Here is a 19,361-nt window from a genome sequence, read left to right as displayed (position 1 = left end):
ACTCCGTCGGGGGGACCCCCAGGAAGGTCCATGCTGAGAACACCGACGGGCGGTGCCGTGACCGGCGCCGCCACCGCCGACGAGCGCCCGATGAGCATCGGCACGGTGCTCCTGCGCCTGCGGGACGAGTTCCCCGAGGTCACGATCTCCAAGATCCGCTTCCTGGAGGCCGAAGGGCTCGTCGAGCCGCAGCGGACCCCTTCCGGTTATCGCAAGTTCCACAGCGCCGATGTGGAACGCCTGGCCCAGGTGCTGCGCATGCAGCGGGACCACTACCTCCCGCTGAAGGTCATCCGCGAGCACCTCGACGCCCTCGCCCGCGGCGAGCAGTCCGCACTGCCGGCCGCGGGCGGCGTGCGGGAGCTCGTCGGCGGCCGGGAGACGGAACCGGGACGGCCCACCGCGGCCCGGATCGGCCGCGCCGAGCTGCTCGCGGCCGCCGAGGTCAGCGAGAGCGACCTCGACGAGTGGGAGTCGTACGGCCTGGTCGCTCCGACGGCCGAAGGCGGTTACGACGCCGAGATGGTCACGGTGGCCAAGCTTGTGGCGGATCTGGGCAGGTTCGGTCTGGAACCGCGTCACCTGCGTGCCATGCGGGCGGCTGCGGACCGTGAGGCGGGGCTCATCGAGCAGGTGGTCGCGCCTCTGCGCCGGCACCGGAATCCGCAGACCAGAGCACATGCGGAGGCCACCGCGAAGGAGCTGGCGGAGCTGTCCGTGCGGCTTCATTCGGCCCTCGTCCAGACCGCTCTGGGAATCCGGCTGCACTGATCGCGAGGGTGCCCGACTACCCAAACCTGCCGAGCACGTCCTAGGGTTGCTGTGTGAACGAGCTCGACGTTGTGGGTGTCCGGGTGGAAATGCCCTCCAACCAACCGATCGTGCTCCTGCGTGAAGTGGGAGGCGACCGGTACCTCCCCATTTGGATCGGTCCTGGTGAGGCGACCGCGATCGCCTTCGCCCAGCAGGGCATGGCTCCGGCCAGGCCGCTGACCCATGATCTCTTCAAGGACGTGCTCGAGGCCGTCGGCCAGGAGCTCACCGAGGTCCGCATCACGGACCTGCGGGAAGGGGTCTTCTACGCGGAGCTGGTGTTCGCCAGTGGTGTCGAGGTGAGCGCGCGGCCGTCCGACGCCATAGCGCTCGCGCTGCGCACCGGAACGCCGATCTACGGCAGTGACGGTGTGCTCGACGACGCGGGCATCGCCATCCCGGACGAGCAGGAGGACGAAGTGGAGAAGTTCCGCGAGTTCCTCGATCAGATCTCTCCGGAGGATTTCGGCACCAACAGCCAGTGACCGGTCCACGGGGCCGCCAGCAGCGCATCCGGCAAGCCTTTCCCGCTCGCGAGACATGGGAAACCACCCTCGGGGTGATTATCACTCGGCGTGCCGAGTGTGGCGATCGTTGACGCACCCCGAGTGACTGCCTACCTTCGAGATGGCAGGTCAAGGACGGAGGTCGGCGTGAGAAGCAGCGGCGACGGTACGGCGGCGGGTGGGCCGTATCCGCAGCAGGGGAGTACAGCCGACCACACCATCGTGCAGCCGGTTCAACCGGCCGCGGTGGCGGGGGACGGCGGGGCATTGGTCGGCGACATCGGCTACCGGGGGCCCACGGCCTGTGCGGCCGCGGGCATCACCTACCGGCAGCTCGACTACTGGGCGCGCACAGGGCTGGTGGAACCGAGCGTGCGCCCGGCGTACGGCTCCGGTACGCAGCGGCTCTACAGCTTCCGGGACGTCGTCCTGCTGAAGATCGTGAAGCGTTTCCTGGACACGGGCGTCGCCCTGCAGAACATCCGCACCACGGTGCAGCACCTGCGGGCCCGCGGATTCCAGGACCTGGAGCGGATGACCCTGATGAGCGACGGGGCCACGGTCTACGAGTGCTCGTCGCCCGACGAGGTCGTCGACTTGCTCCGGGGCGGTCAGGGCGTCTTCGGCATCGCGGTGGGCGTGGTGTGGCAGGACGTCGACGTCGCCCTGTCGCAGCTGCACGGCGAGCGGGTGGACACCGGCGAGACGCTGATCGGCAACAACCCCACCGACGAGCTCGCACGGCGGCGCAACCGCGCCGGCTGACCCCGTCGCGGCCCCGGGCCCGGCGATTGTCAGTGCCGTGGTGCAGCATCGGTTGATGTGAGAACCGCTCCCACCATCCTGCATCTGGACATGGATGCCTTCTACGCCTCCGTGGAGCAGGCGGCGAAGCCGAGCCTGCGCGGCAAACCGGTGGTGGTGGGAGGCCTGGGGCCCAGGGGAGTCGTGGCGACCGCCTCGTACGAGGCGCGGCGCTTCGGGGTCCACTCGGCGATGCCGACCGCGCAGGCGCGGCGACTGGCACCCAACGCGGCCTATCTGGTGCCCCGCTTCCAGCTGTACCGGACGGTCAGCAACCAGGTGATGGAGCTGCTCGCACGGCTCTCCCCACTGGTGGAGCCCCTCAGCCTGGACGAGGCGTTCGTCGATCTGGAGGCCGGTGGGAGAGCCGACGACACGGCTTCGGCGCGGGAGATCGGCGAGCAGCTGCGCACCGCCATCAGGGCGGTCACCGGGCTCACCGGCTCGGTCGGGCTCGCCGGTTCCAAGATGCTGGCCAAGATCGCCTCGGAGGAGGCGAAGCCGAACGGCTTGCGGGTCATCGAGCCGGGCACGGAACGGGAGCTGCTCGCGCCCATGCCGGTGCGGATCCTGCCCGGGGTCGGCCCCGCCACGGCGGACCATCTGCGCCGGGCCGGGATGACGACGGTGGACGACCTGGTCACGGCGGGGGAGGCCGAGCTGGTACGTCTGCTGGGCAAGGCGCACGGCGGCTCGCTCCACCACATGGCGTTCGGCCACGACGACCGGCCCGTGGTCGCGGAGCGCGACGCGAAGTCGGTGTCGGTCGAGGACACCTTCGACGTCGACCTGCACGACCGGGTGCGGGTCAGGGCGGAGGTGGAGCGGCTGGCCGACCGGTGCGTCCAGCGGCTGCGGGGCGCGGGCCGGTCCGGGCGGACGGTGGTCCTCAAGGTGCGCCGGTACGACTTCTCGACGCTCACGCGGTCCGAGACGCTGCGCGGGCCCACGGACGACCCCGCGGTGGTCCGTGAGGCCGCCGCACGGCTCCTGGAAGCCGTGGACACCACCGGGGGCGTCCGGCTGCTCGGAGTGGGCGTCACGGGGCTCGCCGACTACACGCAGGAGGACCTCTTCGCCCAGGCCGCGGGCGAGCGGACCGCCGAGGGGCGGACCTCGGCCGGGGAGCCGGCCGAGGAGGCGACGACGGCGAAGGACGACCGGACCGGACCGGCGGACGGCCCGCGACCGGAACACCCGGCCGCCCCCGACGACCCCGCCGCGCGGCACTGGCACGCCGGGCACGACGTGCACCACGACACCTACGGGCACGGCTGGGTGCAGGGCAGCGGCATCGGGCGGGTGACGGTGCGGTTCGAGGAGCCCGACTCGGCGCCCGGCCGGGTGCGCACGTTCCGGATCGACGACGCGGCGCTGCGGCCGGCCGATCCGCTGCCGTTGGTGCGCGAACCGGCGGACTACTCCTCCTGGCCCGCCAGCCTGCCGAAGTCCCGGTCGGGGCCGACCGCCTCGGGCGGGGAGTCCAGACCGTAGTGCCGGTAGAGCTGGAGCTCCTGTTCCGGTGAGAGGTGGCGGCCGACACCGAAGTCGGGCGCGTCCTTGATCAGCGCGCGGTCGAAGGGGACACGGAGCGTGTCGTCCACGAATTCGCTGGGTTCCAGCGGGACGAACGCGTCCCGGCTGAAGAGTCCGGTACGTACGGCCGCCCATTCGGGCACACCGGTCGCGTCGTCGAGGTACACCTCGTCCACGGTTCCGATCTTGGTGCCCCTGCGGTCGAATGCCTTGCGGCCGATCAGGCTGCGCGGATCGATGTCGCTCTGCACGATCCCTCCCATTGGTCGCGGCTACTCCACAAGCACTACAAAAGGGCAGATTCGGGGGGTCGGCCACTCGAGGGTTCGGCGAAGAACCCCGCTGGTAGGCTGGTGACGGCCGCTGACCCCGTGCGGGAGAGTCCTCCGGAACTGATCCGAAGGCGCCGAAGGAGCAAATCCTCCCCGGAATCTCTCAGGCCCCCGTACCGCACGGACGAGGTCACTCTGGAAAGCAGGGCGGGTTCCGTGCGGCCGGGTGCCGAAGCGGTTCCCTTCCTCACCGACGGTGAAAGCCGGCAGGCCGTAGGGCATGCCGGTGAAGCTCTCAGGTTGAGATGACAGAGGGGGAGGCCGTCCGGGCACCCGCGCCGAGGTGCCCCTCGCAGGTCGTGACAGACCAGGAGGCCTCCACCATGACCCCCCGTCGCACCCCGCTCTCCCAGCTGGAGCAGGGCATTCCGTTCGAGCAGCGGCACATCGGCCCCGATGCCGAGGCGCAGTCGAAGATGCTCGCCCAGGTCGGGTACGGCTCGCTGGACGAGCTCACCGCGGCCGCGGTGCCCGACGTCATCAAGAGCACCGAGGCACTCCGGCTGCCGGGCGCGCGAACCGAGGCCGAGGTCCTCGCCGAGCTGCGCTCCCTCGCGGACCGCAACCAGGTGCTGGCCCCGATGATCGGGCTCGGCTACTACGGCACCTTCACCCCGCCGGTGATCCTGCGCAACGTCATGGAGAACCCCGCCTGGTACACGGCCTACACGCCGTACCAGCCGGAGATCTCCCAGGGCCGCCTGGAGGCGCTCCTCAACTTCCAGACCATGGTCGCCGAGCTGACCGGACTGCCCACCTCCGGCGCCTCCCTGCTCGACGAGGGCACCGCGGCCGCCGAGGCCATGGCGCTCTCCCGGCGCGTCGGCAAGGTGAAGAACGGCGTCTTCCTGGTCGACGCCGACGCCCTGCCGCAGACCATCGCGGTCATGGAGACCCGGGCCGAGCCGACCGGTGTCGAGGTCGTCGTCGCCGACCTGTCCGACGGCATCCCGGCGGAGATCGCCGAGCGCGGCGTCTTCGGCGTGCTGGTGCAGTACCCGGGCGCCTCCGGAACCGTCCGGGACATCCGGCCGGTCGTCGAGCAGGCCCACGAGCTCGGTGCGATCGTCACCGTCGCCGCCGACCTGCTGGCCCTGACCCTGCTCACCTCGCCGGGCGACCTGGGCGCGGACATCGCGGTCGGCACCACTCAGCGCTTCGGTGTGCCGATGGGCTTCGGCGGACCGCACGCCGGGTTCATGGCCGTGCGCGAGAAGTTCGCCCGCAGCCTGCCCGGCCGCCTCGTCGGCGTCTCCGTCGACGCGGACGGCAACAAGGCCTACCGGCTGGCCCTGCAGACCCGCGAGCAGCACATCCGCCGCGAGAAGGCGACCAGCAACATCTGCACCGCGCAGGTGCTGCTCGCCGTCATGGCCGGGATGTACGCCGTCTACCACGGCCCGGACGGGCTGCGCACGATCGCCCGGCGCACCCACCGCTACGCGACGATCCTGGCCGAGGGCCTGCGCGCCGCCGGTGTCGACGTCATGACCGGCTCCTACTTCGACACCCTCACGGTGCGTGTCCCGGGCCGGGCCGCGGAGGTCGTCGAGGGCGCCCGCGAGCGCGGGATCAACCTGCGGCTCGTGGACGCCGACGTGGTCTCCCTCGCCTGCGACGAGACCACCACCCGTGAGCGGATCGCCGCCGTCTGGGCCGCCTTCGGCGTCGACGGGGACATCGAGGCGCTGGACGCCTCCGCCGCCGACGCGCTGCCCGAGGGGCTGCTGCGCACCGACGAGATCCTCACCCACCCGGTCTTCCACCAGCACCGTTCCGAGACGGCGATGCTCCGCTACCTGCGCCGGCTCGCCGACCGGGACTACGCGCTGGACCGCGGCATGATCCCGCTCGGCTCCTGCACCATGAAGCTGAACGCGACCACCGAGATGGAGTCGATCACCTGGCCCGAGTTCGGCGCGCTGCACCCCTTCGCCCCGGCGGAGCAGGCGCAGGGCTTCCTCACCCTCATCCGTGAGCTGGAGGAGCGGCTCGCCGAGGTCACCGGGTACGACGCGGTCTCCCTCCAGCCGAACGCGGGCTCGCAGGGCGAGTTCGCCGGCCTCCTGGCCGTACGGGCGTACCACCGGGCCAACGGCGACGACCAGCGGACCATCTGCCTCATCCCGTCCTCCGCGCACGGCACCAACGCCGCCAGCGCCGTGATGGCGGGCATGAAGGTCGTCGTGGTCAAGACCGCCGACGACGGCGAGGTCGACGTCGAGGACCTCCGCGCCAAGATCGAGAAGCACCGCGAGGAGCTCGCCGTGCTCATGATCACGTACCCGTCGACGCACGGTGTGTTCGAGGAGCACGTCGCCGACATCTGCGCCGAGGTGCACGACGCCGGCGGTCAGGTGTACGTCGACGGCGCCAACCTCAACGCACTGGTCGGTCTCGCCCGTCCTGGCCGGTTCGGCGGCGACGTCTCGCACCTCAACCTGCACAAGACCTTCTGCATCCCGCACGGTGGCGGCGGCCCCGGTGTCGGCCCGGTCGGCGTGCGCGCGCACCTCGCCCCGTACCTGCCGAACCACCCGCTCCAGCCCACGGCGGGTCCCGAGACCGGCGTCGGACCGATCTCCGCCGCTCCGTGGGGCTCGGCCGGCATCCTCCCGATCTCCTGGGCGTACGTCCGCCTGATGGGCGGGGAGGGCCTCAAGCGCGCGACGCAGGTCGCCGTGCTGGCCGCCAACTACATCGCCAAGCGGCTGGAGGCGCACTACCCGATCCTGTACAACGGCCCGGCCGGGCTGGTCGCGCACGAGTGCATCGTGGACCTGCGGCCGATCTCCAAGGCCACCGGCGTCAGCGTCGACGACATCGCCAAGCGCCTGATCGACTACGGCTTCCACGCGCCGACCATGTCGTTCCCGGTCGCCGGGACGCTGATGATCGAGCCGACCGAGAGCGAGGACCTCGCGGAGCTCGACCGGTTCTGCGACACGATGATCGCCATTCGCGGCGAGGTCGAGAAGGTGGCCTCGGGCGAGTGGAGCGCGGACGACAATCCGCTGGGCAACGCCCCGCACACCGCCGCGATGCTGGGCGGGGAGTGGAAGCACGGCTACAGCCGGGAGACCGCGGTCTTCCCGGCGGGCGTCTCGGCCGCCGACAAGTACTGGCCGCCGGTGCGCCGGATCGACGGTGCCTTCGGTGACCGCAACCTCGTCTGCTCCTGCCCGCCGCTGGACGAGTACGACAGCTGAGTCATCGGCACGGGGGAGTGACGCGGACGCGCGTCGGGGCCGGTTCGGAGGAATCTCCGGGCCGGCCCCCGTTCGTACCGGCCGCGGTCAGGCGGCCTTCACCACCCGGCCGGCCTCCAGCGGGCGGTGCGGGGCGATGATCTGCCCGTCCGGAAGCAGCTCACCGGTGTCTTCGAAGAGCAGGACGCCGTTGCACAGCAGACTCCAGCCCTGTTCCGGGTGGTGGGCCGTCAGGCGGGCGGCCTCCCGGTCGGCTGAGTCGGCGGTGGGGCAGGGTGGCTGGTGTTGGCACATGGCTGGGTTCTTTCGCTGCGTGGTGGTGAGTGTCCTGCGACTGGCTGAGCTGTTCATGGCCGCCCCCGTCTCGATCGGTCCGGTCCCAGTGTTGCCCCACGGGCGTCTTTCCGCAGGGATTTCGCAGCAGCACTTCTTCTTACTCGGAGGACGCGTCACCCGGGAGGACGGTTCACTGCAACTGCGCTGTCCCTTCGGGTGGTTCGGGGTGGCCTGAGCGGGCTAGTCCGGACGGGCGGGAGTGCGCCCCCGCAGCACTGTGCCCCGCCACTCGGGGCGGGGCACGGGGTGCCGGTGCGGCGGCGCGGCCGTCCTCAGGCGGGCGATCCGAGCAGGGGGCCGGGACCGGGCGTGATGCGCAGGGTCATCGCCCGGAGCAGGTCGGCGACCCGGTGCGGGCGGTGCGCCGCGATGCCCGGCGGGGCCGGGGCCAGCGGAACCAGGAGATCGGTGGGGGCCAGCGCGCCCCCGGCGGCGTCGGCCTCGGCGTCGCCGTGCAGCCACAGCGCCAGCATGTAGAGCTCCGGGATGGACAGCAGCCGCGGCTGGTAGGACGACGTCCCCGCCTCGGCCTGGCGCAGGGCTAGTTCGGTCGAGGCGATGTAGGGCCCCTCGAAGAAGTGCGAGAAGGCCCAGCCGTCCGCGGTGAGGACGGTGTCCGCCGCGGCGACGGCCTGCTCCGGGCCGCGGATCAGGAAACGCCACGCGGCGAGCCTGGTGGCGGGTGCCAGGCCGCCCGGTCCGATCCGGTCCAGCACATGGACGGGAAGCGGGAGTTCGGGACTCAGCGGTCCCTGGGCGGACCGGAGGGCGGGTGTGCGGGCCTCGCGGACGGCGCTGGGTGAACCGAGTGCCGCGAGGACGCTGCGCAGAGCGGGCGCGGGAGCCGGGGGAACATGCAGCGGCATGGTGGGTCGCCTCTCACTTCGGAGACACGGTGGTGCTGGGCGGGTGCAGACGGCGTTGTCGGCGTGCGGGGCCAGAGGGGCCGGTGACCGATCCGGTGCGTCAACTCTCTGCCTCGTCCGCGGAGTTTATACGACACGCGTTCACGCGGTGATTCCACTAGCCGTCGCAGCTATTGCCGACAAGGCGGTATCAGGACTTTATTATGCGGAGAATCTGCTGTTTTCGTGTCCGCCGCGCAGTCGCCGCCTGGTGTTTCCTCCCCGGCGCGGTCGGCCGAATCACGTCGGCGTTTTCACTGCGTCCTCAGCGGATACCATGTGCTGCTCCATGCCCATGGAATGTGCCGCGGGCCGCAGGGCTCAGACTACTGGGTCGGCGGCGTTCGCACAGGCGTTATGGATCACCTGGTCTGGGCATTATCGATCGTGACGCGAGTGGCCTGGGCCGTGGGCCGCCCACTTGAGGGAGGGACGCTCCGATGGGGGAGAAGGTCGTGTCCGGAGCCTTTGACCTGTCCGATCCGCAGAGGTACCGGAGGAAGCTCCACCAGTGCCTGGAGGGGCTGGGGAGGCTTCTGGCGGAGCGGAGGTTCGACCGCCCCCGCAACCTCATGGGCCTGGAGATCGAGCTGAATCTCGCGGGTTCCGACGGGATGCCGAAGATGCTGAATGGGGAGGTGCTCCCGCGCATCGCGAGCCGCGATTTCCAGATGGAACTCGGGATGTTCAATTTGGAAGTGAACATAGTCCCGCACCGCCTGGAGGGGCGAGTTCTCGACCAGCTGGCCGAAGAGCTCAGAGCCGGTCTCGGATATGCCCACCGGAAGGCGGGCGAGGTCGATGCCGGGATCATGATGATCGGTATTCTTCCCACCCTGGGTCAGACGGACCTCGTGGCGGCGAACCTCTCCGACGCGGACCGCTACACCCTGCTGAACGATCAAATGGTGGCCGCCCGGGGCGAGGTTTTCTCACTCGATATCCAGGGCGTGGAGCGACTGGCCTGCACCTCCGCTTCGATCACCCCCGAGGCCGCCTGCACCTCGTTCCAGCTCCACCTGCAGGTGACCCCGGAGCGGTTCGCGGCCGTGTGGAACGCGGCCCAGGCCGTCGCCGGGGTGCAGATAGCACTGGGTGCCAACGCGCCCTTCCTGTTCGGCAGGGAGCTCTGGCGGGAATCGCGCCCGCCGCTCTTCCAGCAGGTCACCGACACCCGGCCGCCCGAACTGCGGAACCAGGGCGTGCGGCCCCGGACCTGGTTCGGCGAACGGTGGACCGGATCGGCGTACGAACTCTTCGAGGAGAACGTGCGCTACTTCCCGCCGCTGCTGCCGATCTGCGACGAGGAGGACCCGCTGAGGGTCCTCGGTGACGGTGGCGTCCCGCGGCTGCAGGAGCTGGTGCTCCACAACGGCACCGTCTACCGCTGGAACCGGCCCGTGTACGGCCTGGTCGACGGCGTGCCCCACCTGCGGGTGGAGAACCGGGTCCTGCCTGCCGGGCCCACGGTCACCGACATGATCGCCAACGCGGCGCTGTACTACGGGCTGGTGCGGGCGCTGGCCGAGGAGTCCCGCCCGGTGTGGACCCGGATGCCGTTCGAGGCGGCGGCGGAGAACTTCGAGACCGCCTGCCGCCGGGGCATCGACGCGGAGCTGATCTGGCCGCGCCCCGGCCGTACGGGCGGACTGGCCCGGGTGCCCGCCGTCAAGCTCGTACGGGACGAACTGCTGCCGCTGGCCGCGGCGGGGCTCGACGCCTGGAACATCGAGGCCGCGGACCGCGACCGCTACCTCGGGATCATCGAGGAGCGCTGCAGACGGCGGGTGAACGGGGCGTCCTGGCAGGTGGACACCTACTACGAGGCGCGGGAGGCCGGGCTCGGCCGGCACGCGGCACTGGCCGCGACCACCCGGCGGTACGCCGAACTGATGCACGGCGGGGAGCCGGTGCACAGCTGGCCGACGGGCGCTCCCAGGCCGTGACGGATGCGTCGTGTGGGCCTGGTGAGATGGATGTGTAGTACAAGCCTGGTGAGACGGGTGCGTTGTGTGGGGCCCTGCGCGGCGGATGAGTCGTACGGCCCTGGTGTGGCATGTCGTACGGGCCTGGTGAGACGGATGCGTCGTGGGGGCCCTGCGCGGTGGATGAGTCGTACGGCCCTGGTGTGGTGGATGTGTCGTGCGGGCTGAGTGTGGTGGATGTGCTGTACGAGTCTGGTGGGGCCGATGCGTCGTGCGTGCCCCTGCGGGCGGTCCCCTGCGCGAGCGGTGCCCGATGGTGCGCGGGAGAGGGGTCCCGTGCCGTGCCCCGGGCCGCGGGCGCCGTCCGCCGCGCCGGGCCCGGCGCGTGTGGCGCTACTCCTGGGCGACGCGGCCGTTCTGCCCGGCCGTCATGATCGCCTGCAGGATCACCGCCTGGATGTCGGCCGGGTCGGTGACCTGGTAGCCCCCGCCGCCGGTCACCTTCGCCATCTCGTGCACCTCTTCGCGGTCGGCCTCGGGGCCGACCGCGATGGCGAGCAGCGGCACCGGGCGCTCCGGATCGGCGATCCGCTTCAGCTCCGCGATCAGGGCGCTGCGGGACAGGGACCGGACGTCCTGGTTCGAACCGTCGGTGAGGATCACCACGGCGTTGAACTTGCCCTTCACGTAGGTCGCCTGGGCGTCCTTGTAGGCGGCCAGCGTGGTGTCGTACAGACCGGTCGCGCCGCCTGGCACGGGCTGCAGCGAGGCGAAGGCGGCGGAGAGCTTCTCCCGGTGGGTGCCGCCGCCCTTCGCCGGGGCGCCGAGCCGGTGGGTCGGCATCAGCCTGCGGTAGTCCTTGTCGCCGTCGAGCGTGGTGGCGAACTCCCAGAGCCCGATCTCGTCGTTCGGAGTGAACTGGTCGAGGGCCTGGATCAGGGACGCCTTGGTCACGTCCATCCGGGACTGGTTGCGTCCCGGCACGAGTGTGGCCATCGACCCCGAGGCGTCGACGACCGTGGTGAGCCGTGCGCTCTGGACGGTGATCGTCCACATGCCCAGCGTCTGCTGGAGCTCCTCGGCGGTCGGCTGGGTGGTTGCCGCGGTGGCGTACGGCTGGGGCTTCTTGCCACCCGCCGAGGCGACCATCGATTCCCCGGCCGTTCCGTCGACCTTCCGGAAGCCGTGCTTCTCCAGGAAGGCCTGCGAGGCCGGCTCGTTCAGCAGGGTCATGAACCGCAGTGCCGCCCGGCCCTCGGCCGTGCTCATCCTGTTCTCGTCGACCAGGGTGTACGGGTAGTTGAGGAGGGGGGTGCCGTCCTCGGGGTAGAAGAGGTCGAGTTTCGCGGCGTCGGCCGACTCCGCGTTGTGGGCGAACGCGGCCTGCTCGGAGAGCAGCAGTGCCTGATTGTGGTCCCGATCGCCCTTCTCGGCGCGCGGGTCGCTCCGCGCCAGTGTCTTCAGCACCTGGCCGTCACTGTCCGACATGCGCTGGGCGAGCAGTTTGGCGGTCGCCGCGACCCGGGTGTCGCCGTCACCGTCCTGCTTCTCGGAGGACGTGCCGATGCTGGAGAGGGCGAGCAGTGCGGTGGCGCTGCGCGCCGGGTCGGCCGAGCCCAGGCCCGTCCCGTCCGACTCCATGGTCGCGGCCGTCAGTTCGGCCCAGGAGTACTTCTTCCCCGGCCAGCCGAGCCGCTCGGCCGCGGACGGCACCATGGCCATGGTCACGGGAGAGGAGGCGGCGGAATCGCCCGGTGTCAGCGGGACGCCGTCGCCGGAGCCCTCGGCCCGGTCGAGCCAGAGGTCGGAGTCGGGCAACCAGATCTGGTAGTCCGGGGCGCCGGTGTCCCTGGAAAGGGCCTGGGCGACCTTGTGGGAGTCCCGGGCGGTCACCGTCACGTACAGGCAGCGGCCGTCGGACCGCACCTCGTCCGTGCGCGCCCGGTCGGCGAGGGCGCGCACGGAGGGGGCGATGTCCGGCGAGGCCACCATGGACAGCCGTACGGCCGAGTCCTCGCAGGATTCCGAGAACGACAGCAGACCGCCCCGGGCGGCGACCGCCGTTCCCGCGGCCACCGCGAGGACGAGCGCGGTCGCGATCACGACGGTGCGACGACGGCGGGGCGGTGACCCGTCCCCGCTTCCGTCCCTCGCGCGGTCGTCGGGCAAGCTGTGACGTCCCATGTCGGTGGTGCCCCTCCTTGAGGATGAACAAGGAAAAGGGGGACCACCCCATCCCCATGGTGGTCGTCCCCCGGCCGGTCGCGCATGATCTTCGTACCTGCATTCGAGACCTTAACCGGGCGGGGAGCGGGACGGGACGTGAATGCACAACTCAAGGCAGGTGTACAGGTGGAGGCGGGGCTTATGGCTGATTCTTATCCCCGGGAGGCCGTGCCGCGACGGATTCTGCGGTCCGAGACAGTGCTCGTACTGGCCCTCTCGCTGGGTGCCAGCGGAGTCTCTGCCCTGATCAGTTTTGTCGGTTCACTGACGAAACCAGGCGGGTTGAAGGATCAGGCCGCGACGCTCAACGGATCGTACGCACCGGGGCGTCCATGGCTGGATCTCGCCTGGCAGCTCTTCGGCATCACGACCGCTCTGGTGCCCGTCGCGCTGGTCGCGCACCTGCTGATCAGAGAGGGATCCGGGCTGCGGGCCATCGGCTTCGACCGCACCCGGCCGTGGTCGGACCTGGGGCGCGGCACGGTGATCGCGGCGGGCATCGGGAGTGCCGGACTCGCCTTCTACCTGGTGGCGCGGGCCGCCGGGTTCAACCTGACGGTGGTGCCGGAGTCCCTGCCCGACGTGTGGTGGAAGTTCCCGGTCCTGATCCTGTCCGCGCTCCAGAACTCCGTCGTCGAGGAAGTGATCGTCGTCGGGTACCTGCTGCGCAGGCTGGACCAGTTGGGGTGGACACCGACGGCGTCCCTGGCGGCGAGTTCGGTGCTGCGCGGCTCGTACCACCTCTACCAGGGCATCGGCGGCTTCATCGGCAACATGGTGATGGGCGTCGTCTTCGTGCTGCTGTACCGGCGCTGGGGCCGGGTCGGGCCGCTGGTCGCGGCGCACACGCTGCTGGACATCGGGGCGTTCGTCGGATACGCCCTGCTGGCGGGGAAGGTGGGCTGGCTGCCCACGCCGTGAGACGGGAAACCGCGCCGGGTCCGTAGGGAGCCTTCCGTACGGGAGCCCTCCGTGCGGGCCCGGCGCTTTTGCCGCAGGGGCAGGGCTCAGGGCGCCGTCAGCAGTTCGCCGTCGATGACCGTCACGGCGTTGCCGGTCAGCAGGGTCCGCCCGCCGCGCAGCGAGGTGCGGACCAGGCCGGAACGGGCGGAGACCTGGAGCCCGGTCAACTCGTCCCGGCCGAGCCGCGCGGACCAGAAGGGGGCCAGCGCGGTGTGGGCACTGCCGGTCACGGGGTCCTCGTCGATCCCGAGGCGAGGGAAGAAGCCCCGGGAGACGAAGTCGTGGCCGAGGGCGGGGTCCTGCGCGGCGGCCGTGGCGATGACGCCCCGCCGGGAGAGACCGGCCAGCGCGACGAGGTCGGGCCGCAGTCCCCGTACGGTCGCCTCGTCGGACAGCTCCACCAGCAGGTCGCCGACGTACGGGCCCGTGTCGTGGACGGAGAGCGGCTGTGCGCCCAGGACGGCGGCCAGCCCGGCCGGGGCGGGCTCCGGCGTCAGCGGGGCCGTGGGGAAGTCGAGCGTGATCGCGCCGTCCGGTCCGGCGGTCGCGGTGAGGATTCCGCACCGGGCCGTGAAACGCATCGTGCCGCTCGCCGCCCCCGTGGTGTGCAGGACGTGCGCGGTGGCGAGCGTGGCGTGCCCGCACATGTCGACCTCGGCGGCCGGGGTGAACCAGCGCAGCGCCCAGTCGGCCCCACCGCCCGGGGGCAGGGGACGGACGAAGGCGGTCTCGGAAAGGTTCAGTTCCGTGGCGATCCGCTGGAGCAGACCGTCGTCGGCGAAGGTGTCGGCGTCCAGGACCATGACTCCTGCGGGGTTGCCGGTGAAGGGACGGTCGGTGAACGTGTCGACGGTGCGAATCCTCATGACGTGAACGTAAGCGGGGAACGGAGCCGCGGGCCAAGGCCAATCCCATGACATTGGCCCCGAAAACCGGCCGACGGGTGGCGGGGCCGGTGGGGCCGACCGGGCGGGTGGGGTCCGATGGCCAAAATTGGTTGAGCCGCCGGTCCGGGGGAGGTGGGATCGAGCGGTATGCGGATATCGCGGGACGGGGTCGGCGGCCGCCGGGATCGTGAGGTGGGGGTGACGGGTGTGTCGCTGGACGCGGCGCTGTGGGACCGACTGGACGCGGTGCCCTGGGACCGGTTGGAGTCGGCGTTTCCACAGCACGCCGTCGCGGAGGTGCCGCGCACGCTGCGTCGCCTCGTACGGGCGGGCGGGGGCCGCGACGGAGGAGGACTGCTGTCCGCTGTTCTCCTGTCTCGTCACGGAGGACGGCCGGACGATCCCGGCGGCGGCCGCCGCGCTGCCGTTCGTGGTCGCGCTCGCCGCCGATCCGGGCATGGGCGCCCGGGGCACGCTCGTCGCACTGCTGGAACGCCTGCACTGGGCGGCGACGGCCGGGGCGCGTCCGGCCGACGGGCAATGGGCCGAGGCATGGCTGCGTCAACGGGACGCGGCCCGGGCCCTGCGGGCGGACCCGGACCCCGTGGTGCGGCGGGCGGCCCTTTCCCTGGTGGACGGTGTCGAGCCGCTGCTGGAGTGGTGGCGGACCGAGACGGATCCGTCGGTACGACTGCCGGTGCTGCTGGAACTGGGCGCGGTCGCAGCCACCGCCACTGCCTTCGGGGGGAGAGGCGGCGGAGCGGGCACCGGACGGCGCGTCGGAGCACACGAGGGTGGGGAGCTGCGCCGGGCCGGCCGGGGAGGTGCGGGCGGCGCTGGCCGACGTGCTGCGCGGCGGCGAGCCCGTCATGAAGGTCGCGGCCCTGCACGCCTGGGCGCGCCTGGACCGGGACGCGCCGGTGCGGCGGGCCGACGTGCTGGTGGAGGCCCTCACCGACCCCGGCGTGCGGCCGCGGTTCGCGGAGATCTGGTGGGAGCAGGGGGTCGAGGACCCCTTCTCCCGCGAGGACGTGGTCCGCGGGACGGGGCGGCTGTTCGACCATGTCCCGCAGGCCGCGGCCGCGTTCGTGGTCCGGCTGGCCGGGGCGGCGGACCGGACCGGGGACACCGTCCTGCGCCGGGCCGTGCTGAACGAGGCGTGGCGGGTGCTGGTGCGCCGGCCGTCCGCCGCGTCCGCGCTGCTGCCGGTGGCGGGCGGACTGTCGGCCGACCCGGACGACACCGTACGGCTCAAGGCGGCGAGCCTCCTGGCGGTGCTCGGCCGGCGGGCCGCCCCGTACGCCGACCGGCTGCGGCACATCATGGAGAACACCGACGGATGGCGCCGGATACAGGCGGCGCGCGCGTTGTGGGCGGCCACGGGCGAGCCGGAGCCGAGCGTCCAGGTCCTGGAGGAGTTCGTCCTGGCGGTCGCCGACGGCGACGACGGTTACGGAACCTTCGACGAGGCGCTGCGGGCCCTGGTCCGGATCGGTACGGTCACCCCGGCGTCCCGTACCGCCCTTCGGACGCTGCGGGAACGCGACGGGCGGCTGTCGCCGTACGGGGACTATCGGGCGTTTCTCCAGAACGAGAAGCTCCGGGGCATGATCGAGGAGGCACTCGCCCTGCCCTGACGGCGAAAACGGGGGAGCGAGGAGAGCGGCGGGAGTGGCGAGAACGGCGGATCAGCCGGTCAGTCGTTCAGCCGGTCAACTGCTCAGCAGGAACTTCAACGGCTCGTGGAGATCGGCGGGTTCGCGGTAGTGCATACCGGTCATGCCGAGCCCGACCGCGGCCTCGACGTTCTCGAGCCGGTCGTCCACGAAGAGACACCGGTCCGCGGCAACCCCTGCTCGCTCGGTCGCGATCTCGTAGATCCTCCGGTCCGGCTTGGCCACCTTGACCCGGGCGCTGCTGACGACGTGGTCCGCGAGGTCGGCCAGCCCCAACGACACCAGATCGTCCTCCAGCGCCACGCTCGCATTGGTCACCAGCACCAGGGGAACGTGGGCCCGCACCCGACGGAGCATGGCCACCACGACCTCGTCGGCCCGGAACGGTGCCCGGGCGAGCGCGGTGCCCAGTTCGCGCGCCCGGTCCTCCCCCACCTGTTTTGAGAGACCGGCCACGATGGACTCCACCCATTGCTGCTCGGTGATCGTGCCGAGAAGCAGCGGAAGGTCCGTCTCCGGTGCATAGGCAACCCGCATGGTCGTGCCCTGCGCCACCCCCGCGTCACGCTCCAGGCGGGCCAGCTCCGTCGTGTCGTAGAAGCGGATCACGTTGTCGAGGTCGCACAGCACCGCGTCGAAGGGCCTGCCCGATAGCCTGGAAGTCGTCATCTCCCCTGAATAGCACGGAACTTGGCGCTCCCTGGTGCTCCGGACCCGGTCTCCGGTGTTCGGGCCCCGGCCCCGGCCCCCGGTATGGGGCGGCGCGTCGTCAGGTCCTACTCCTCCGGCTCCCAGTCGCGGAGCAGGCCGAACAGCTGCCGGTCGCCGTCGAGCTCCACGGAGTCCGCCGGGATCCGGCCGTATATGAAGAGGACCAGCTCACCGGCCGTGCCCCGAGCGGAGACGTCGGCCGCGTCCGGCCCCTCGTCCGCAGCGGTGCCGGGGGTGGCGAGGCGGGTGGAGTGCGCGCCGTCGGCGGAGAGCGAGAGGCGCCAGGAGCGGCCCTCGGTGGCGTGGAAGTCGATGGTGGCGGGCTTGTGCGGCCAGGCACTCGGCGTCGCGCAACAGGTGAACAGGAAATCCTCGACACCGTCGAGTGCCGCCTCGTCCGGCAGCGGCTGCGGAGCGCCCACGGTGATCTGGGCGTCGTAGGTGTGCACCGCGATTTCCTGGAGCTGGTGCCGGGCGACGGCACCGCAGGTCTGCGGCGACTGCGACAAACCCCACCACGTCCAGCAACCGCGATCCGGACCGGCCTCGCGCAGCGCGCCCAGCATCAGCTCCGTCGACTCGGCCAACCAGGCCGACAGGGCCTCGGGTTCCCGCGGCGCGACCGGGGTGCCTTTCGCCGCGGAACCGGCCGGGGGAGCAGCGGCGGGCCCAGCGGCGACGACGTCGGCCCAGAAGCGGCGCCTCTCGCCCAGATGCTGCACCAGATCGAACAGCGTCCACTCGGGGCAGGTCGGTACCCGCACGTCGAGGTTGGGCGCGGAGGCGACCGCGGCCCGGAACGCGGCCGACCGGTCGTCCATCAACCGCAACAGTGCGGCGAACTGAAGTGTTGTTGCCACACGGATTCTCCATCACCCTGTTCCGAAGGATCGGACATGGTTTTTCACGACGGAGGAGGCGGGCCCGCAACCAGGGCCTGCCGGGCGGTCGCTCGGTATACGCGCAGCAGGCCGTTGCACATGCCGGGGTACTGCGCCGGTAACCGGTTCCGCACTGCCTCGACTGCTTTCCGCACTGCTTCGCCCGCGTGCACTGAGGCCCGGAGGCCTCGTCGTTGTCGCATCGCTGTATCGACGTCGAAGCGATCACCGCCGACCCCAAGCAGATCCTCGGCCACAGCGACATCTTGCTGCTGCATCTGGTGCGCCACGCCCGCACGGGCCTGGTCGGTTTCCATACCGACTTGGCCACCCCCGGACTCGGCGGGCACTGGCAGTCCGCGCCCGCAACTCGCCGAGCGGTGCTCGAGGGGCTCTACTCGGGGCTGTTGACCGGGGACTGTCGGCGTACGCAGCAATGTGTTCAGCCGGGCGAGTACGAGTGAATGCTCGGCGTCAGGCCCGGCTCAGTCGCGGCGTTGCAGGATGTAGAGGTCCCAGCTGTCGGGGTCGCCGATGTAGACGAACAGCTTTGGATGCTCGGGGCTCCCAAAAACCTCCCAGGCGTTCATGGGGCAGTTGTCGAGGGACACATCGACCTCTTGGGACCACGATCCGGCACCTGGGTCGTATCCCCAGGTTCCGGTGCCGGTGCACTCGTGCACCACGGGTTCGAAGGAGTCGTCGAGGTCGAACGTTTTGACGCGGGTCGCCGTGGCCTTGCCATCCGCGGTGAGGATGAGTGTGCCGCCCTTTCCGTCGGACCATGTCCCGGCAACCCGTTCCGTGCTCAGTCGCGGAGGTTCGTATCCGATCCCGGCGTACAGGCCGATGACGCCGAGTGTGCCGGCAGTGACGACAGCGAGCGTCCCGTACAGCGCCACCCGCCCGAACATCACGCCGCCAGAGAGCCGCGGGCGGTCCGGCAACAGCAGCCTGCGGGCGACCAGCGCCGGGACGGCCAGCGCCGGGACGGCCAGCGCCGCCGTCACCGCGAGCCATCCGCCGAGGCCTGCCAGAGGACCGGCCTCCACGAGCACCGATGCGGCCAGGGGCAACGGGGCAGTGCCGGCGGCAGCCAGCGCCGGGACCCACCACCATGCCTCGCGCCCCGAGAACCGGCGACCGAGCCACCCGGCCACGACCAGGAGCGGCATCACCACGCCGGCCGACAACAGGGCGCCGAGGACAGCTCCCGCCACCGCCATGAACGGTGCTATCACAATCAAGAAGATGATCCCCAACGCGTTGCAGGAAAGCCCCGGGCTCTCCTGGGTCTGCTCCCACACGAGGAGCGCGATCGTCCCGATCACAGCCTCGACGGACAGCACCGACATCGAAGCCGTCAATACCGCGCCGAACCTGGCCCTCACCCGCGTCTGCGGCTGCACCGGCACCTGCCCCGACATCTGCTTTTTTGAACGCATTCAAATCCCCTCCCATGCTGCATTCTCCTCCATACGGGACGGGCCTGCGCGACCGATTCCCCTCTGACGGGTGCCGTCTTGCATTGGGGCGCGGCCGGGAGCGGACAGGCGTCTCCGGACTGGGAACTTCCGGTGGCGGACCGCTCGGGCCAGGGCGACAGGAGACGGCAGCCGTACGAGGCGTTACGCACCGTTGTGAGCGTCTG

The 19,361-nt window shown here is 71.1% G+C and carries 17 protein-coding genes and 1 riboswitch; of the genes, 9 read left to right on the top strand and 8 right to left on the bottom strand.

Features of this window, described 5'->3' with window-relative positions; all coding sequences use genetic code 11:
* The first annotated feature begins 30 nt into the window (after nucleotides 1-30).
* The 4 genes from ftsR to OCT49_RS04125 all read left to right on the top strand — a co-directional run bounded on the left by ftsR (nucleotide 31) and on the right by OCT49_RS04125 (nucleotide 3,617).
* On the top strand, nucleotides 31-771 hold the full coding sequence (ftsR, locus tag OCT49_RS04140) for a transcriptional regulator FtsR (protein ID WP_283850544.1): 741 nt from the start codon (nucleotides 31-33) through the stop codon (nucleotides 769-771).
* A gap of 53 nt (nucleotides 772-824) precedes the next feature.
* Nucleotides 825-1,298, top strand: coding sequence for a bifunctional nuclease family protein (locus tag OCT49_RS04135; RefSeq protein WP_006123076.1), 474 nt, complete (start codon nucleotides 825-827; stop codon nucleotides 1,296-1,298).
* 168 nt (nucleotides 1,299-1,466) lie between these two features.
* Entirely contained in the window at nucleotides 1,467-2,084 is a 618-nt protein-coding gene (locus OCT49_RS04130; protein WP_283850543.1) for a MerR family transcriptional regulator, read from the top strand.
* Nucleotides 2,085-2,141: 57 nt separating this feature from the next.
* Complete coding sequence (locus OCT49_RS04125) at nucleotides 2,142-3,617, top strand: DNA polymerase IV (RefSeq protein ID WP_283850542.1); 1,476 nt, start codon at nucleotides 2,142-2,144, stop codon at nucleotides 3,615-3,617.
* Here the strand turns inward: OCT49_RS04125 and OCT49_RS04120 are convergent.
* Entirely contained in the window at nucleotides 3,542-3,922 is a 381-nt protein-coding gene (locus tag OCT49_RS04120; protein ID WP_283850541.1) for a PRC-barrel domain-containing protein, read from the bottom strand. The two genes, OCT49_RS04125 and OCT49_RS04120, sit on opposite strands and share 76 nt — an antisense overlap.
* A 101-nt stretch (nucleotides 3,923-4,023) precedes the next feature.
* Nucleotides 4,024-4,120: riboswitch (glycine riboswitch) on the top strand.
* A 194-nt stretch (nucleotides 4,121-4,314) separates the two neighbouring features.
* Between OCT49_RS04120 and gcvP the strand changes: the two genes are divergently transcribed.
* A complete protein-coding gene (gcvP, locus tag OCT49_RS04115; RefSeq protein WP_283850540.1) occupies nucleotides 4,315-7,200 on the top strand; it encodes an aminomethyl-transferring glycine dehydrogenase in 2,886 nt (961 codons plus the stop codon).
* A gap of 87 nt (nucleotides 7,201-7,287) precedes the next feature.
* On the opposite strand, the gene OCT49_RS04110 is transcribed toward gcvP, so the two are convergent.
* Nucleotides 7,288-7,494: a DUF5999 family protein gene (locus OCT49_RS04110; RefSeq protein ID WP_283850539.1), complete on the bottom strand. Its 207-nt coding sequence runs from the start codon at nucleotides 7,492-7,494 to the stop codon at nucleotides 7,288-7,290.
* 314 nt (nucleotides 7,495-7,808) lie between these two features.
* The gene (locus tag OCT49_RS04105) at nucleotides 7,809-8,402 is read right to left on the bottom strand and encodes a hypothetical protein (protein WP_283850538.1); all 594 of its coding nucleotides are present in this window, start codon (nucleotides 8,400-8,402) and stop codon (nucleotides 7,809-7,811) included.
* A gap of 479 nt (nucleotides 8,403-8,881) precedes the next feature.
* Here OCT49_RS04105 and OCT49_RS04100 point away from each other — a divergent pair, with 479 nt between their 5' ends.
* Nucleotides 8,882-10,387, top strand: coding sequence for a glutamate-cysteine ligase family protein (locus tag OCT49_RS04100; protein WP_283850537.1), 1,506 nt, complete (start codon nucleotides 8,882-8,884; stop codon nucleotides 10,385-10,387).
* Between the two features lie 372 nt (nucleotides 10,388-10,759).
* Here OCT49_RS04100 and OCT49_RS04095 read toward each other — a convergent pair whose 3' ends face one another.
* Entirely contained in the window at nucleotides 10,760-12,550 is a 1,791-nt protein-coding gene (locus OCT49_RS04095) for a substrate-binding domain-containing protein (RefSeq protein WP_283850536.1), read from the bottom strand.
* Nucleotides 12,551-12,733: 183 nt separating this feature from the next.
* Here OCT49_RS04095 and OCT49_RS04090 point away from each other — a divergent pair, with 183 nt between their 5' ends.
* On the top strand, nucleotides 12,734-13,513 hold the full coding sequence (locus OCT49_RS04090) for a CPBP family intramembrane glutamic endopeptidase (protein ID WP_283850535.1): 780 nt from the start codon (nucleotides 12,734-12,736) through the stop codon (nucleotides 13,511-13,513).
* Between the two features lie 86 nt (nucleotides 13,514-13,599).
* Here the strand turns inward: OCT49_RS04090 and OCT49_RS04085 are convergent, their stop codons facing one another.
* The gene (locus tag OCT49_RS04085; RefSeq protein WP_283850534.1) at nucleotides 13,600-14,421 is read right to left on the bottom strand and encodes a PhzF family phenazine biosynthesis protein; all 822 of its coding nucleotides are present in this window, start codon (nucleotides 14,419-14,421) and stop codon (nucleotides 13,600-13,602) included.
* Between the two features lie 815 nt (nucleotides 14,422-15,236).
* Here OCT49_RS04085 and OCT49_RS04080 point away from each other — a divergent pair.
* Nucleotides 15,237-16,079 carry a hypothetical protein gene (locus OCT49_RS04080; RefSeq protein WP_283850533.1) on the top strand — a complete coding sequence of 281 codons (843 nt, stop codon included), beginning with the start codon at nucleotides 15,237-15,239 and terminating at the stop codon, nucleotides 16,077-16,079.
* 75 nt (nucleotides 16,080-16,154) lie between these two features.
* Here OCT49_RS04080 and OCT49_RS04075 read toward each other — a convergent pair whose 3' ends face one another.
* On the bottom strand, nucleotides 16,155-16,787 hold the full coding sequence (locus OCT49_RS04075) for an HAD family hydrolase (RefSeq protein ID WP_283850532.1): 633 nt from the start codon (nucleotides 16,785-16,787) through the stop codon (nucleotides 16,155-16,157).
* 107 nt (nucleotides 16,788-16,894) lie between these two features.
* Nucleotides 16,895-17,689 carry a maleylpyruvate isomerase family mycothiol-dependent enzyme gene (locus OCT49_RS04070; protein ID WP_502963335.1) on the bottom strand — a complete coding sequence of 265 codons (795 nt, stop codon included), beginning with the start codon at nucleotides 17,687-17,689 and terminating at the stop codon, nucleotides 16,895-16,897.
* A gap of 215 nt (nucleotides 17,690-17,904) precedes the next feature.
* Between OCT49_RS04070 and OCT49_RS04065 the strand changes: the two genes are divergently transcribed.
* The gene (locus OCT49_RS04065; protein ID WP_283850531.1) at nucleotides 17,905-18,174 is read left to right on the top strand and encodes an LD-carboxypeptidase; all 270 of its coding nucleotides are present in this window, start codon (nucleotides 17,905-17,907) and stop codon (nucleotides 18,172-18,174) included.
* Nucleotides 18,175-18,195: 21 nt separating this feature from the next.
* Here OCT49_RS04065 and OCT49_RS04060 read toward each other — a convergent pair whose 3' ends face one another.
* A complete protein-coding gene (locus OCT49_RS04060) occupies nucleotides 18,196-19,155 on the bottom strand; it encodes a hypothetical protein (RefSeq protein WP_283850530.1) in 960 nt (319 codons plus the stop codon).
* Nucleotides 19,156-19,361 lie beyond the last annotated feature (206 nt).

The organism is Streptomyces sp. ML-6, from assembly GCF_030116705.1.
Lineage (GTDB): Bacteria > Actinomycetota > Actinomycetes > Streptomycetales > Streptomycetaceae > Streptomyces.
The sequence above is the reverse complement of the archived record's forward strand: the minus strand, read 5'-3'. Positions and strand labels throughout refer to the sequence as shown.

Coding starts and splice junctions, on each gene's coding strand:
- OCT49_RS04110 (WP_283850539.1), bottom strand. CDS start 7,494: ATGTGCCAACACCAGCCACCCTGCCCCACCGCCGACTCAGCCGACCGG.
- gcvP (WP_283850540.1), top strand. CDS start 4,315: ATGACCCCCCGTCGCACCCCGCTCTCCCAGCTGGAGCAGGGCATTCCG.
- OCT49_RS04060 (WP_283850530.1), bottom strand. CDS start 19,155: ATGCGTTCAAAAAAGCAGATGTCGGGGCAGGTGCCGGTGCAGCCGCAG.
- OCT49_RS04090 (WP_283850535.1), top strand. CDS start 12,734: ATGGCTGATTCTTATCCCCGGGAGGCCGTGCCGCGACGGATTCTGCGG.
- OCT49_RS04085 (WP_283850534.1), bottom strand. CDS start 14,421: ATGAGGATTCGCACCGTCGACACGTTCACCGACCGTCCCTTCACCGGC.
- OCT49_RS04120 (WP_283850541.1), bottom strand. CDS start 3,922: ATGGGAGGGATCGTGCAGAGCGACATCGATCCGCGCAGCCTGATCGGC.
- OCT49_RS04075 (WP_283850532.1), bottom strand. CDS start 16,787: ATGACGACTTCCAGGCTATCGGGCAGGCCCTTCGACGCGGTGCTGTGC.
- OCT49_RS04095 (WP_283850536.1), bottom strand. CDS start 12,550: ATGGGACGTCACAGCTTGCCCGACGACCGCGCGAGGGACGGAAGCGGG.
- OCT49_RS04105 (WP_283850538.1), bottom strand. CDS start 8,402: ATGCCGCTGCATGTTCCCCCGGCTCCCGCGCCCGCTCTGCGCAGCGTC.
- ftsR (WP_283850544.1), top strand. CDS start 31: ATGCTGAGAACACCGACGGGCGGTGCCGTGACCGGCGCCGCCACCGCC.
- OCT49_RS04100 (WP_283850537.1), top strand. CDS start 8,882: ATGGGGGAGAAGGTCGTGTCCGGAGCCTTTGACCTGTCCGATCCGCAG.